Here is a 14,207-nt window from a genome sequence, read left to right as displayed (position 1 = left end):
TTTCATGACAACCAAGACTGTCTATCAAACTGACCGCATCGGCATTCTGATCGGCACTGCGCTGGCAGATCCTTGCCCATTGCAGGAAGGCGAATGGCTGATTCCCGGCGGGTGTGTGGAGGATGTGCCCCCGATCGCTGGCAAGCACCAGGTGCCGCGCTGGACTGGCAAACGGTGGGAGCTGATCAGTTCCTACCAAGGGCTGACGGTGTACAACACCCGCACCGGCGAGGCCCTGGTGATCGAGCGTAGCGGTGACCTGCCGAGTGGCTACACCCTGAGCGTGCCCGCACCTGGTCAAGTGTGGCGCCAGGGCGAATGGGTGGACGACATCCCCACCACGCTGGCCCGGATACACCAGGAGCAAACCGAACGTATCAATGTGCAGTGCGAAAAAGCCCTGGTCGGCGGCTTCGGATCGAACGCCCTGGGCGCAATGCACCGCTACGGCAGCCAGACCGATGATCAACTAAACCTGATCGGCGTGATCCTGGCTGGCCGGGACACGCTCTACGCATGCCGTGACGAGGCCGGCGCCAAAGACTACCGACCCCACACCGTGGAGCAGATCCGCCAGGTGGGTGACGACCTCACAGCGTTCAGGCAGGTGCAGCTGCAGAAAGCCAACGCGCTCAAACAAGCCCTGGATCAAGCATTGGCTGCCGAGGATTTGGCCGCGCTGCAGGCCGTGGCCTGGGATGCCCGCACGTGACCTGGGCACCGGTGACGATGCGTTGGCCCGAGCAGTCCACCCAATGGATGGGCGACCTGGCAGCGGCCCAGGAACTGGCTGGTAGTGAGTTGGCCAGCACCAGCCAACGCCTGGTGGGACTGGATGGCATGACCAGCACTAACCCGGGGCCGGTGGGTGGTGCCGCGAAAGGCGCGATCGCGGCCGGCCGTGCGGCACTGGCCGGGCAGATGGGCGAGGCGCCGGCGTGCTTGGCGGTGACGCCATTTCAAAGCGGGGTAGGGCAGGGCCGTGGCCACCAGCGGTTTCTGTCGGCGCCGAACTTGCTGCAGCAGCTGGCCGCCAAACTGGTCGACACCAGTGACAGCGGCCGACCAGCCGGCCCTCAATATGCACTGTCGCTGATGTTCTTGGGCACGCGCCTGGATCAGTTCGCCGAAACCCTGGCGCGCTTCAATGCGCTGCTACCGATCCCTGACCTGGTGCGCGCCGAACGTCGGGCGCGCAGCCTGTCGCGCCTTGAGGCCGAAAAGTGGGAGATCCCCAGCGCAGGGCCCTTGCCGCGTTGGTCTGCGCTGCCCCTTGAGCGCTGCACGGTGGTCAAAGCGGCCAAGCAATCCATGGGCGGGCAGATCGCCGTCCTGGAGAGCTACGCGGCCGACAGCTCGCCCATGGGCGACCTGGCCGCATTGGCCGGTCGTAAAGCAGCCCAGCAGCAGGACCGCGACAAACAGCTGAATGATCTGAAAGCCCTGCTGGCCGACGGCAACGCCGACCACAGCATGCGCGCGCGGATCTTGGGGCCAGGCGACAACAACGAATTACGCCGTGCGTTGCTGCAGGGCGATGCACCTGGTCACGAATGGGTGCTGTGCGCCGGCGTGCTGCTGGTGGGCTCGCGGGATGGTTTGAGCTTTGTTCGAGAGCTGGTGGGCCTATGACGCTTCTACTTGATGGCCAGCAGGTCCTGGGCAAACGCCTGAAAATCACAGCCAATCTGCGTATCGAAAGCGACGACCTGTCGGGGCAGACCAGCAACAGCCAGACCGCGCACAAGGGGTTCAAGCCCAAAACCCTAACCGTGAGTCTTGCTATTCCGTTTGTTGACGCGCCGCAACTGCGCAGCCTTATGCGCCTGGCGGAAGCCACGGCCGGCGGTGGTCAGCTCCACATGTACCGCATCGTTAACGACACCGCCGCCGCGTTCGGTATCCGCGAAGTGCAGTTCTCCGACGGCGTGAGCGCCCGGGAAGACGACACCCTCAATCAATGGCTGGTGCAGTTCACCCTGTCAGAGAAGTTGTCCAACCCTGAGCGGGTGGAGAGTCGCCGCGCCGGCAACAGCGTCACGTCGCAGTCTGGCCCGGGATCGGCCGTCGGCGCCGGCGGTGCTGACGGCACCGGTAGCCCCGACGAACTGAGCGGCTTCGAACGAACCTTGAAAAAGGTGGATAACTGGCTGGCTCCGACACCATGAAACTGCACCAGGTACTTACCATCAGCGGCACGCCGTATCCGATGATCAAGGGCGAAGTGCGGCTGGATATCAAAAACCCCGGCCGGGCGACCTTCACTATCCAGGCAGACGCAGCAGTCAAAGGCCTGGTGACGCTCGATGTCGGCTACAACGACGGCACGCTGCAGCGTCACTTCATTGGCTTTGTAGAGCGCTCCACGGCCATCAACAGCGTGCAGCAGATCCTGGTCTGCCGTGAACTGGCGGCGATCCTATCGCAGCCTCTGCCGCTGAACCTGCGCCACGTCGACCTGCAGGGCGTGCTGGCTGAGGTCAGCGACAAGACCGGCTTGCGTTTCCGGGTGCCGGACAAGGCCTACGCCAAGGTCAAGGCTCCGTTTTTCTACAGCCTGGCCGCCGGCTACCTGGCCATGGATAGCCTGGCCAGCGTGTTCAGCATCCCCGACTTCATCTGGCAGCAGCAGGGCGACGGTGATGTGTTTGTGGGCAGTTGGGCTGACAGCTTCTTTGGCATCCGCCCGCCGCTGGATCTGCCCGTCGAACTGTTCGACGGCTACCAGGGCAACCAGAGCGCAATGATCGCGGCCCTTCCAGGACTGCGCCCAGGCGCCACCATCAACCAGGGCGAGAGGATCACCAGTGTGACCCTCGCCGGCAACCAAATGGCGATCAAATGGACGACGCAATCCGTCGCAGCGTAGAGCGGCAATTCCCCGAACTCACCGGTGGCTACCACTTGCCACGCTTTGGCCGAGTAGTAGCCGTGCCTGATGCGCCGGCCGCACCTGGCCTGTGCGACGACTTCCGGCCGCGCTTTGGCGTCGACGTGGAAGTGCTGCTGCCTGACGGCGAGCCAGATCCCGCGCTGCCGATACTGACTGGCCTGCCGTTGCCGGCACCAATGGGCGGGCAAGAGGCTGGCATGTTCGGCTTCCCGGAGGAGGGCACCACTGTGGTGGTCAGCTTTGCCTATGGGCTGCCACACAAGCCCTTTATCACGCAGATCCTGCCCCACGGCTTGAGCCTGCCCCGGGTGCCGAAGGGTGACCAAGTGTGGCAGCACAGTGAGGCCTGCCAGCAGCGCGTCGACGCCGACGGCAACTGGCTGCGCCAAACCGACGGCAAGATCCAGGACAAAGCGATCGAGCGTGAAGTGGAGGCGATGGCGAACACTGAGAGCTTCCAGAGCCACACCAGGACGGTGGACGACCATTCAACTGAGTCGGTGGGTGGGATCAAGAAGATCGAGGCGCTGGGCGCGCTCAAGCTACTTTCGGGCGGATCTGCGAGTCTGGCTGCGGTGGACGATCTGCACCAGGCGACCGGGCGTGACTTGAACCTGGTGGTGGGGCAGAAGCATAACGCCACGGTGGGCGGCGATATGGAGGAAAGGATTCAGGGAATGCACAAGAGCGTGGCCGGGATCAGTCAGCGCCTGCAGGCACCAAAGACTTGGTTGGGGTCGGAAGAGGTCAACGTGCTCCAGGTATTGTGCGATCTGCTCAACCTGGTGCAGGAGATGAACGTCCAGCTGGCAGTTCATACACACGGGCCAATACCAACGCCGAGTAATGCAGCAGCCTTCACCCAGGCCGGTGCATCGGCGCTGTTTCTCTCGACTAAGTTAAAGCTGATTACTTTTTAAAGTAACAGCCGGATAGCTTGCGGCTGTTACAGTTACTTTCTAGCTTAACCGGAAGTTACCCTGTGATCGATATTGTTAATTTGGAACGTTCTATTCCGTAGGTGCCAGCCAGCTGACTGATCGCATCTTCAATCGTCAGAGGGATGTCTAGTGAGGGTCTTTTTCGAGTTGTTTTACAGTAATCATCGACCCCCGAGTCTCTCTCGGTAAAGTATTTCTCAAAGTCCCATTCGAAAATTTCCCAATTGTGTTTTTTCTCAACTTCGAAAAACAAGTTTCCTGGGTTCTTAATCCTGGACAAGGCTTCACCTAGTTCAAAAGTATATTTCCAGGTGTCCTCGTATTTTGAGATATTTACGCTTTCAACTGTGCAGATTAAACCGGCGTTCAATTCGCGACCGAAGCCATCTTGTTTGCTCGTAAGGTAGATATAACGGAAGGTTAGGTCCTCTAGCGGCTTCTTGGACGTGTAGCTAATATAGAAATCAATATTCAGTCTTTGGATTGCCTCGGAGGGCACGATGGCCAGCAGGCCTTTCTGTTTGGCGCTCATTATCTAGATCCTCAAAATTTTGACTTGGTGGAGTCACTTGCAGTGCAGCGACTTGCCCAGGGCTCGCATGGCTGCTTGGCGCAAGACCGTCGACTCATTCTCATCCTGGGCAATCTTGAGTAGAGCATTTCGCCCGTTTGAAAAGCCGCTATAACCCAAACCATCTGCGGCAGCGACACGAAGATCTTCTGTCTGGTGTTTATCACTCAGTTGGGCGGATAAGAATCCAACTACCTCATTGTTAACCATAGCTACTCCTCGCAATGTCGCCTTCATGGCAACCCGCGCTCAGTTTGGCTGGGCAATCGCGAAAAGTCTCATGAGTCAAAAAAAACACACGAAAAAGCACTTATCCCCCTCCCGCCGACGGGATCTGGGTCCCTTTTTTTTGCAAACAACGGTGGAGATGAAACGATGCCCCCGCCAAGGACCGCTGGGTGGGCTATGCCGTTTTTGGCAATTGCACGATGTGCAAGGTTTTGCGAAGAAGTGAAGGCACTTCGCAGAGGTCTCAGGGCGGAGGGTATCGGTAGCAGTTTCCTGAGGGCCGCGGTTTACAAGGGGAGGGCCTCTGAAAACAGATGTTTTGCTGAGTTTTCATTTTCTGAATGGCTCGCACCAGGTGAGAGATTGGCGTCCACTAGGAACAGCATCGATATGCCTGAAAGCCCCCGGCCCGACTGGCTTCTTGGTTACACATCCAATTGCATGGATTGACTACAACTGAGCCGCATTTTGCGCGTCGATTTAGGAGGAGCTTAAAAAATCGGTTGGGAAGAAGTACAGGGGAAACTGACCGGCGTTTACACACAAATCGTGTAACCGTCACCAGTTTCGCCTGACACAGGTTCGACACCGCTGAAGGCCTTCAAAATAGTAGAACGGGTAAAAGGAATCGAACCTCGTTATCAGTTTAAGAACCCGATAACGAGGGTTTGGGACTTGAGGTACTAGTAGGTTGCCGGTAAAGAAGGTGTAAAAAATGCGTCGGACAGTGTTAGCATTAGTTCAGTTTTTGCTTTTATACTAATTTCCGGTTCGTATTTTTTTGCCAAATATTTTTTTCTTTTTAGTCTGAAGTGCTACTGCAAGTCGAGCGTCCTCTATTTTTCTGTGTAATTCTAAATCAAGAATGCCGAGCTCATCCCAAATTTCATCAGTGCCGAATATACTGATGACTTGGTTTATATCAATATTATAATAATTTCTTCCTTTAAGGTCTGGTTTTCCCCTAGGTGTTGCTAAATTGAGTGTTTGAGATAGTTGGCTTTCTGGCATGTTTTCTTTGAATATGCTCTGGCCAGCAAAAACCAGCCTGCGTTCAATTAACACATCCAGTTGAGATGCTGAAGCCGGACGCCCAGACCATCCCATCATCTCACCTTCATTGTTAATGAGGTAGTGGAAGTTTCCAAGTTTTTGATTAAATAAGCGTAATAGGCTCTGGTCATTTTTCGCTATTTTTATTTTGTTGAATTCATCAGCACTAGCTTGGAAGTGTTCAAGTATATAGTATTTGGAATATCTATATTTATCAGCGTCTGCTAAAAAAAACAGTACATGCTGCCATTGGCTGTATGCTTCAAAAGCATCTGCATAGAATAATGCGGACAGATCTTCTTCGCTATGAAGTATGAATGCTGCAGCGTAATAGTCTAATATGCTTTTGTGCAAGAAGGTTGTTAGGTCAAGACCATCATCTAACATCAGACATGCGACTTTTACAATGTCTTTTCTAAAGCTGTCCACATCGCAGTTTGTGTCATCCGAATACTCAAGTGCATTGGTGAAAGCAGTGTTGAATTCGGATCTGGTTAAACTTCTTCCAAAGCTTTCCTGAACAATCATAAAGCAGAAGGCTTCGAAGAGTCGAAGAAGTTTTGTTTCTGATAAGCCGCTGTAATGCTGTCTAGTGAATCCAACCTTTAAGCTGTCATGCCTAGTAAATACGACGTGAAATAACTTCTCAAAAAAATCTCTAAGGGTAGAAGGTATTTCCTGCTCTGACTCATAAACCCATACCACCAACGTTAGCATTAATGGGGTGCTGATGATCTCTTTTACTGACTCTGGCGCTGAAACAGTAGCAGCTATCAATGATTCTCTTTTCACAGAATCCAATTGCAGACATTTCAAAAATGGCTCGTAATCATCTTCATTTAAAGGTGTTAAATCTAAAACGTCGAACCCTACCATCTGTTGGATGCCGCTTCCAGGGCGAGATGAAACTATAATTTTGAGTTTTGGGTAGCGTCTCTGCAATTCATCTAGTGATTCAATGGCGTCGTTAATGCATGTGTCGACAATCTCATCAAAACCATCTAGTAGGAGCGCTAGATAACCTTTCGACGCTAAATATTTGAAGCTTTCCTCTGTAACTGTAATTCCGAGAAGGTCAAGATTTTCAAATATTAGTTGTTTTAAACCTTTTTTCTGATTTATTTTCTGGAGCTCTATAAATACAGGTATATAAGATCGTCCAGTCTCGGATATTGCAGAACATGCAAGATGCCGCATGAACATTGACTTTCCCTGGCCAACTATCCCCTGTATAACAATGTTTCCATTGGGGAGTTGATCTATGTGATCAATTCCAACGTCCTGGTTTACGTTGTTAATTCTTGAAGGGTAGTAAAAGTCTTTGATGAATTTGCTTTTTCCAGAGGACCAAATAGTTTTAACTATACCAACCTGTAAAAGATTTTTTGCTACATCTTCTAGGTTGCTAACGTTTGACCAGTTAGAGAAATTGGCCTTAAGGCTTTTGCTCGCTCCCTTATAAGCTGCACCGATTAGAGGTGTTAGGCTCCGAATGGCTGCGGTAGTCATTGCTGCTGTCACAATCATCTAAATTTCCTTCGGATTACTATCCATGATAAACGAGGTCGCCAATTTCTCACTTTTTTGATGTCTTTTCAAACCTTTTCATCGTTGAAAGGTGACGTGGTTGCTGATAAGAAAGAGGAAGTAGTGGGGATTTGTTTAGTGTTAGGAGGCGAGCGCGCAGCGGGCTGAGTGTGATTTTTTGAATATTTTTAAAATTTTCTGTCGCTAAATCTTCTTTTTATATTTTTGGAGAAGATGCTTGTCATTTGTACTTGCATATAATCGTTTTATAGTATCCTTTGTGATAGATGTTTTTCCAAGTTTCGTTCCGTACAATCCATACGGAACGTTCGCTTGTTTTTGCTCTAAGGTGCGAAGGATTAATCGTGTATTTTCCGAAGCATTCAAATATTTTTCAGCGATCTCTACGAGGTCACGTGATCTAATGTCTGAGATTATGTATCGGTGAATAACACGATTTCTAAGGTTGTATAGGTCGTTTAAAAGATTAAAGGTCTCTAGATCGATCACTTGAGATTTTAAAGCATCTTCGAAGACCGTTCTCTCCATTATTCCCTTTTCACCGTCAGCTTGGAAAAGGTATCTAATTTCGATATCGTCTGTATTGCTCTCTAACTGTTTAGCAATTACCAGGCTTAATCTTAAGTGCGCGTCTATTTGATTTGCTGTAATCGCAATGATTTCAATGCATGTCCCTGCGTCTATTGCTGTGTAGAGAAGGTCATATGAAGCCGCGAGGGAGCCAGTGAATCGATCAAGCTTGTCAAGATTAGCAGCCAGCTTACGATCGCTCTCTGGGACTATCACAACTGAGTTTAAGATGTTCTTAACGATAGCAAGCTGCTCGGTAATCCTCTTGTCGCCTTCAAGGCACGCATCGTAGATATATTTCCCAATTAATGCTTGATCATGATAAGCGCCGAAGTACAGGTGAGTGCAAAAGTTGGTATCATCTTCCCTGGACTCCTTCCAGCTTAGTTTTCTGACTCCGTTAGGATTGGCTTTGGCGATGTTAGGGGCTAGCTCACATAGCGGATAGCAACTTAACTGAAAGCAGCCTATGGAGTCTTCATAAGGCCGAAAACCGTAAGGCGACTTTTGTTCATAGTCGCTAAGGCCCGAGTTAAGGTACTGCCAATCAATTGGAACTTGAATTAAAAGTATCCCGTTTGGCTCAGTCCAGTGTTTCATATGTGTCTGCTATACCGCACTTTGATCGTTCGATAATCGAACTTAATGGTTGGGGCAGCAATGGGCCGATTCTTTCGGATACTTATGCCGTATGACGTTTTTTGCCATTGAGAGGCGTGATACAAGCTAGTCTTTTTCCAGATTTCTTAATCTTGCCAAACCCTGATGGATAAACCCCGCATTCTCCCCAATTCGTTCAAGTGCAACTCGAGCATTCTCTCCAACGGTCTCGTGTCCCTGCTGTTCGACCAACAGCACCAATTCCATCAGTGCAGCTTCGAGGCCGAGCTGATTCTCGTACATTATTTCGAGGACGACGGAAAGGGAATATTCGTTGGCCATGGTTCGACTCCGTTCGGAAAGCAGGAAGCATAGCAGGGCATTTGGGGGCTGATTTCAGCTCGAGGCTGGGAAAAAGGTAATTTTGGTAAGCCGGTGTAAAAAATGGACTGCAGCCCTTATAGAACGTGGCTTGGGCGTATTACCTTCGAAGGTAATATTTGGTAAGGAGGGAGGTAATATATTGACAAGGGATTGATTTTAAAGGGGTTCTCAGGTGGGTGAAATTACTACCACTAAAGGTAATTTTCTAACCTTTTTCCTACCCTATTATTACCTTTGTAGATTCTTCTTAACATACTGAATTTATTAGGTTTATTCGACGTTAAAACAGAATATTACCAATATTACCTTTTTCCCAGGGGTCAACCTGAAAACGGGACAAGCATAGACGAGGAGGTTTTCCCGCCTTCCATGCACGCGGTTTTAGCTCTCACAAAACTCGCTTGAGCCGACGATAGACAGTGCCAGGATTGGAGCCGAGAACCGCTGCTTCAAATTTGCTAAAGCGGTCGGCAGAGGGGATGGGACAAGGAGGGAGTCAAACAAAGCTGGTACGCAACTGGTACGCGGGGTGGTGGCGAGGCATTTGGGCCTTTATTTGCGGGAGGTAAAAGAAGAGTCAGTCCGATCCATCAGCGGCGTGATGAGGGGGGGAGAAGTAAAGCTATTTTGATAAAAATTATAGAGTTAATTTGGCGGAAAGCGAAATACATTGGTATGTAGTTTTCAGTCCTGTAAATTTGTAATTCGCTAAATTTTTCATATCATTCGGTAAGGAAATCGACAAGATATTTAAACAATTATTACATCGGGTATCGTTTTTTTCGATACCCTTTCCGATAGAGTGAGTCATGAATGTGCAGGGCTTTTATTATTTCGGCGTTTTATAGCGCTGATATCTTTTTAAAACTTCTTGCCACGTTGGTCCCCAGGGTATTGCGTCCATACCTTGTTCATCTAGTATTGAGACTGCAATTGCAATTTCAAAATTTGCGTCCATTGGCATTCTCTTCTCGGGAATATGGATCATCATTTCACTCATTACCTGCTCTCTTTCCTCCTTCGTTGCTTCTAATGCATCATTGACGTTTCGAAGAGATTTGTAATTAAGCGTTTTTAACGCATCCAACACAATCGCGGCGCCAGCTTCGCCAGGGTTTCGGTCTGGAAATGCCCATTTAAGGTACTCCAATAGGCTGTCATAATTTAATTCGTTCTCTAAAAAGTCTTTCTGTGTATTTGCGCTCTCTCTTATCGACAAGAGGTAACTATCGCGCTGGCTTCTAATTGAGTTAAATTGATCATCCACGGTCTCAAACAAGCCTGCCAGGCTATTCAGCTTTCTATGCAGTTGGGACGGAATCTGAGACTCCTTCTTGTATGCCATATGATGCTGGATAATTGCCCACGCATCTTGTACTACTGTGCGTACTTGAATTTCACATGCGTAGTTTCTTAAGTCGTCATATCTAGCTCCGGAGGAGGTTTTTCCCAATTTTACTATAAAGTGCATTGCACTATATCCGAATTGATTAGGATCAAACTCTGCTAGTTTGTTTATTTCTTCAATTATCGTAAACTCGTTTCTAATGATCTCCGCCACAACTGCTAAGTCACTGCTGTATAAGCATACTACGCGAGCACCAGCTAAATCGGTCAATTCATTTAGTGGATTTCCGTAGCTTTTGCGTTGCAATTTTTCAACAAAGCTGTTCAGCGTTTTGGCGCGAGAGCCAATAAATGAAGTCTCAACTTTATTGTGGGTGATTTTTTTCTTAAGTATATATTCAACTTCTGCACAGAGTTGTTCGTATTCGTGACGAACGTTCAAGAATTGCCGTATTATTTCAGGGTCACTTTTCCACAGGTCTTCAGCAGAATGTGCTGATTTGCTTATGGTTAGATTGGATGTGTTTTCTATTGCTTTGCTGGGTTGAGTTTTTTTCATGAAGTCATCCATGTCTAATTGATTTTTGCGGTTGCTAGTTTTTAGTAGTGTGTTTTTTTAGTTTTCAAGCTGACCTTAGAAATTGTCGGTACCTTTAAGCGTGACTGTGCTGCCCCTTAACCAATGGTTGTGCGTTTTTGGCCGATAACTGACATTTAGGTGAGGTCTGCCCTTCCCAATGGAGCCAGGCCTTGCTTGATATGGCCCGCGTTTTCACCAATCGTGTGAAGTGCCCCTCGAACATTCTCACCTACCTCAAAAGCGTTTTGCTGCTCAGCCCAAAGAGGCAGCTCCCATCACAGCCGCTTCCAGTGCCAATTGATTTTGATAAAGCCGTTCCAGCACGTCCGTGAGTGAGTACTCGCTTGCCATGGTTTGCGGCTCGATTTGAAAAAAATCAAGAATAGCAGTAGCAGCTCTCGGATTTGCGAAAGCCAGCGAAAAAGCGGGCAAGGGGGGAAGTGCGGGGGAGTAGTATTGGTACGAAAGTGGTACGGGTGGGTGGCGTGGGTGCTGTGGTGCTTGTTTTGTAGGGTCTGTAGGATTAGTTGTTCCAATCCATCATCAGAACAACGGAAAAACGGCGGGTAAGTAGAGCGATTTGTAACAACATGGAAATCTGAGCCAACGAGGCGAATGGCGCGCAGATTATCAGGGATGTATCTCAGCTGTCGGCCAGGCATGACCCAACCCGCAGCGCCTGGCTTGCCTTTACCAAGCTGAGCGTTGTCAGCGAGCCCGCTATTTAAAGTACGAGCGAATCCTTGTACACGTCTTGCTGGTGACTTTGGGTAGCCGATGTGTCGCTGCAGGCGGTGCCATTTGGATAATGCAGTGTTCCTTATGGCCATCGCCATAAACCATCACTGCCGAGGTAGTGGAGGAGCCATCTTCGTTCAAGTACGTTGTGACATTTTCACTGTTCTCTGGGCGTTTATCAGGGCCGCCGTAGGGATCAGGGTTCGCGGGGGACTCGGCCGCATAGGCAGCCTGGGCGAGCAATAGAAGCGTGATTGCACAAATGAATTTCACAGTGGGCCCTTCGACACAGTTTGGGAATCAGTAAATACAGATTGAGGCGGCTGTGCAGCTCAGACCGCTAAATCCCTCAGGAAATTTCCCGCACTTTCTCGCCCGGCCCTGTGCAAGCCTGCTACTACAGGCAGGGCTGTGTCAGCCCACTTCGACAGTGCCTTTATGGAAAATCTCACGCCGTGCCCGGCGGCTGATGTTTTCGTGCTTGCTGAGTGTGTACATCTCGTCAAAACGCGCACGGTCGATACCGGGATAGTTGACCAGTTCTTCCATCACCATGCGGTCGTAATCCTGCTCGATCACAAAGCGGAAGACCTCGCGTCGATAATAGAAGCCGAATTGAAAGGCCAGCACTTCGGTGAGGTAGTCAGTCTGGGTGAGGAAGCAGTTCTCCAGGTCAATCGCCTTGGCGCACGTGGGGTGTTGCGGGTCAACCATCACATTGTTGGCCCAGAAGTCCATGTGGATGATGTGTTTGCTGTGCAGGGCGCGCAGCAGTTTGAATGACGCAGTGATCAGGCTTAGGACGCCGCGTTCCTGCTTGAGCCATTCCAGGCCGCTGAGGTAGCCGTCGAGCATCTCGGTGAAGATGAAGAATTCCTGGATTAGGCCAAGCGCAGATTTTCTGTAACCGAAACCACGCAGTCCGGCGACCGGTGCGCCGCGCTTCTGCGCGCCCAGGGTGTTGATGACTTCCTCAACGGGCCAGTCGAATGTGCCGTCGCGTTTGGAGCGCCCGAAGGTGACGCGCAGTTTTGGACGCAGGCTGTCCAACGGCTGGGACTTGGCGAACAGATCGTTCTCCATGCCTTTCAACGGCGCGCTGATGCGGTTTTTGAGTTGATGGCGAGTGTCGATCAGGTCCTGAATCGCTTGGTGGACTCCGTCGTCGCTGGTGTGTGTGGTGAACACCGTCGCGTTGCCGTGATTGAGCGTTGCGGGAAAATTCTCAAGCACATTTCTATCGGGAAAGCTCAAAACACATCCTTGTCATTCGGAAAAGTATTACAGATATGTTACATGCACGATCTATTGGATCCAACCTGAACGTAACCTGTCTGGAAATGAAATATTTTTCACGTAGGGTTTTCTGAGCGTTTCCTGGCGTTGATGCCTGATTTCAACGGGTTCTATTCGTTTATTCCCCGCCTTTCATCCGTCGTGCAATCAGATAGATCCCCAACCCGGCCAACGCTGTGACTGCGCCGATATAGCCGGTGCTGGTCCAACCCAACCCGGCCGTGATCGCCATGCCGCCAAACCACGGGCCCAGCGCGTTCGCCAAGTTGAATGCCGCATGGTTGGACGCTGCCGCCAGGCTTGGCGCTTCGTGGGCAATGTCCATCAGGCGGATCTGCAACGGTGCAGCCAACGCCACCATGGTGCCGACCAGGCCCATGCTCAGCAGCACGCCCCACAGCGATGCCGCTGCGAACGGAAAGAACAGCAATACGCCAATCGACCACACCAGGATCCAACCCACCGCGCGAAACTGCATGCGATCAAACAGCTTGCCGCCGGCGATATTGCCGATGATCCCGCCCACGCCAAACGCGGCGAGGCCGAAGGGAATCCACTGTGGCGAGACTTTGGTCACTTCGAGCATGGTCGGTGCCAGGTAGCTGAACACGCAGAACATCCCGGCAAACCCGATTGCGCCGATGGACAGTGCCATCCACACCTGGGGTTTGGTGAAGGCACGCAGTTCCTTGCGTGGGTCGCTGCGTTCTTCGTCATGGCGGTGCGGCACGAATTGCCAGACGAGGGCGATGGTGCACAGCGCAATCACGCTGACCAGCACGAACGCCGAGCGCCAGCCCAGGTGTTGGCCGAGGAAGGTGGCGATGGGGTTGCCGAGCAGCATGGCCAAGGTCAGGCCCATCATGACGCGGGCGACGGCACCGGCGCGTTTGTCGTTCGGCACCATGCTGGAGGCGACTACGGCGGCGATGCCGAAATAGGCGCCGTGGGGCAGGCCACTGATAAAGCGGAACGCCACCAGCGAACCGAAGGTGGGCGTGAATGCCGTGGCGAAGTTGCCCAGCGCGTACAAGCCCATCAACAGCAACAACATATGTTTGCGCAGCAGCTTGGCGCCGAGGATCGCCAGCAGCGGCGCGCCGACCATCACGCCCAGCGCATAGGCGCTGATGGCGTGGCCGACCTGAGGTTCGCTCAACCCCAGGTTCTGGGCGATGTCGGGCATCAGGCCCATGATCGCGAATTCGCCGGTACCGATCGCGAAAGCGCCCACGGCCATGGCGGCTTCCATTTTGGCGGCGCTGCGCGCGGGCAATACGTGCCCGGGTGTTTGCTGGATAGACATGGATCGCTCTGTGCAGTAGGGAAAGACGAGCCGCCGATCCTAACGAGGCGGCCACGAAGGAGTCTAGAACAGCGGATTACGCCTGAGTTCCATCCCATCGCGGCGCCGGCCTTTGAGATCCGTCTTATTCACCCGGCTCCTGCTCATCCCTA

General features: G+C 51.7%; 13 protein-coding genes and 1 pseudogene. 5 read left to right on the top strand and 9 right to left on the bottom strand.

Annotation, left to right across the window (positions count from 1 at the left end):
* Positions 1-4 precede the first annotated feature (4 nt).
* The 5 genes from ACKZ62_RS20630 to ACKZ62_RS20610 are packed head-to-tail and all read left to right on the top strand — an operon-like array spanning position 5 to position 3,813.
* Positions 5-712 (top strand): DUF4376 domain-containing protein, encoded by a 708-nt coding sequence (locus ACKZ62_RS20630; protein WP_447095748.1) that lies wholly within the window; start codon positions 5-7, stop codon positions 710-712.
* The gene (locus ACKZ62_RS20625) at positions 709-1,632 is read left to right on the top strand and encodes a hypothetical protein (RefSeq protein WP_447095747.1); all 924 of its coding nucleotides are present in this window, start codon (positions 709-711) and stop codon (positions 1,630-1,632) included. Before ACKZ62_RS20630 ends, ACKZ62_RS20625 begins: the two co-directional genes overlap by 4 nt.
* A complete protein-coding gene (locus ACKZ62_RS20620) occupies positions 1,629-2,168 on the top strand; it encodes a baseplate complex protein (RefSeq protein WP_447095746.1) in 540 nt (179 codons plus the stop codon). Before ACKZ62_RS20625 ends, ACKZ62_RS20620 begins: the two co-directional genes overlap by 4 nt.
* Positions 2,165-2,869, top strand: a complete 705-nt coding sequence (locus ACKZ62_RS20615; RefSeq protein WP_447095745.1) for a hypothetical protein — start codon at positions 2,165-2,167, stop codon at positions 2,867-2,869. Before ACKZ62_RS20620 ends, ACKZ62_RS20615 begins: the two co-directional genes overlap by 4 nt.
* Positions 2,842-3,813, top strand: a complete 972-nt coding sequence (locus ACKZ62_RS20610; protein WP_447095744.1) for a hypothetical protein — start codon at positions 2,842-2,844, stop codon at positions 3,811-3,813. Before ACKZ62_RS20615 ends, ACKZ62_RS20610 begins: the two co-directional genes overlap by 28 nt.
* A gap of 55 nt (positions 3,814-3,868) precedes the next feature.
* Here ACKZ62_RS20610 and ACKZ62_RS20605 read toward each other — a convergent pair whose 3' ends face one another.
* From ACKZ62_RS20605 to ACKZ62_RS20565, 9 genes and pseudogenes are all read right to left on the bottom strand, one after another.
* The gene (locus tag ACKZ62_RS20605) at positions 3,869-4,366 is read right to left on the bottom strand and encodes a hypothetical protein (protein ID WP_447095743.1); all 498 of its coding nucleotides are present in this window, start codon (positions 4,364-4,366) and stop codon (positions 3,869-3,871) included.
* 33 nt (positions 4,367-4,399) lie between these two features.
* Positions 4,400-4,615 (bottom strand): HEAT repeat domain-containing protein, encoded by a 216-nt coding sequence (locus ACKZ62_RS20600; RefSeq protein ID WP_447095742.1) that lies wholly within the window; start codon positions 4,613-4,615, stop codon positions 4,400-4,402.
* Positions 4,616-5,392: 777 nt separating this feature from the next.
* Positions 5,393-7,213, bottom strand: a complete 1,821-nt coding sequence (locus ACKZ62_RS20595) for an NACHT domain-containing protein (RefSeq protein WP_447095741.1) — start codon at positions 7,211-7,213, stop codon at positions 5,393-5,395.
* A 204-nt stretch (positions 7,214-7,417) separates the two neighbouring features.
* Positions 7,418-8,404: a hypothetical protein gene (locus ACKZ62_RS20590; RefSeq protein ID WP_447095740.1), complete on the bottom strand. Its 987-nt coding sequence runs from the start codon at positions 8,402-8,404 to the stop codon at positions 7,418-7,420.
* 126 nt (positions 8,405-8,530) lie between these two features.
* The gene (locus tag ACKZ62_RS20585; RefSeq protein WP_447095739.1) at positions 8,531-8,746 is read right to left on the bottom strand and encodes a hypothetical protein; all 216 of its coding nucleotides are present in this window, start codon (positions 8,744-8,746) and stop codon (positions 8,531-8,533) included.
* A gap of 871 nt (positions 8,747-9,617) precedes the next feature.
* Positions 9,618-10,694 (bottom strand): GTP pyrophosphokinase, encoded by a 1,077-nt coding sequence (locus ACKZ62_RS20580; RefSeq protein ID WP_447095738.1) that lies wholly within the window; start codon positions 10,692-10,694, stop codon positions 9,618-9,620.
* Positions 10,695-10,849: 155 nt separating this feature from the next.
* A pseudogene (locus tag ACKZ62_RS20575) lies at positions 10,850-11,066 on the bottom strand (hypothetical protein).
* Positions 11,067-11,867: 801 nt separating this feature from the next.
* Positions 11,868-12,686, bottom strand: a complete 819-nt coding sequence (locus tag ACKZ62_RS20570; RefSeq protein WP_286838224.1) for a lipopolysaccharide kinase InaA family protein — start codon at positions 12,684-12,686, stop codon at positions 11,868-11,870.
* A gap of 181 nt (positions 12,687-12,867) precedes the next feature.
* Entirely contained in the window at positions 12,868-14,055 is a 1,188-nt protein-coding gene (locus tag ACKZ62_RS20565; protein WP_447095737.1) for an MFS transporter, read from the bottom strand.
* Between the last annotated feature and the right edge of the window lie 152 nt (positions 14,056-14,207).

The sequence above is a fragment of the Pseudomonas sivasensis genome (assembly GCF_052938085.1).
Note: the sequence above shows the minus strand (reverse complement) of the source record. Positions and strands in the feature narration are given on the sequence as shown.

Excerpts from the sequence above, each read along its gene's own strand:
- ACKZ62_RS20630 (WP_447095748.1), top strand. The coding sequence starts at position 5 with ATGACAACCAAGACTGTCTATCAAACTGACCGCATCGGCATTCTGATC.
- ACKZ62_RS20620 (WP_447095746.1), top strand. The coding sequence starts at position 1,629 with ATGACGCTTCTACTTGATGGCCAGCAGGTCCTGGGCAAACGCCTGAAA.
- ACKZ62_RS20615 (WP_447095745.1), top strand. The coding sequence starts at position 2,165 with ATGAAACTGCACCAGGTACTTACCATCAGCGGCACGCCGTATCCGATG.
- ACKZ62_RS20610 (WP_447095744.1), top strand. The coding sequence starts at position 2,842 with ATGGACGACGCAATCCGTCGCAGCGTAGAGCGGCAATTCCCCGAACTC.
- ACKZ62_RS20605 (WP_447095743.1), bottom strand. The coding sequence starts at position 4,366 with ATGAGCGCCAAACAGAAAGGCCTGCTGGCCATCGTGCCCTCCGAGGCA.
- ACKZ62_RS20600 (WP_447095742.1), bottom strand. The coding sequence starts at position 4,615 with ATGGTTAACAATGAGGTAGTTGGATTCTTATCCGCCCAACTGAGTGAT.
- ACKZ62_RS20595 (WP_447095741.1), bottom strand. The coding sequence starts at position 7,213 with ATGATTGTGACAGCAGCAATGACTACCGCAGCCATTCGGAGCCTAACA.
- ACKZ62_RS20590 (WP_447095740.1), bottom strand. The coding sequence starts at position 8,404 with ATGAAACACTGGACTGAGCCAAACGGGATACTTTTAATTCAAGTTCCA.
- ACKZ62_RS20585 (WP_447095739.1), bottom strand. The coding sequence starts at position 8,746 with ATGGCCAACGAATATTCCCTTTCCGTCGTCCTCGAAATAATGTACGAG.
- ACKZ62_RS20580 (WP_447095738.1), bottom strand. The coding sequence starts at position 10,694 with ATGAAAAAAACTCAACCCAGCAAAGCAATAGAAAACACATCCAATCTA.
- ACKZ62_RS20565 (WP_447095737.1), bottom strand. The coding sequence starts at position 14,055 with ATGTCTATCCAGCAAACACCCGGGCACGTATTGCCCGCGCGCAGCGCC.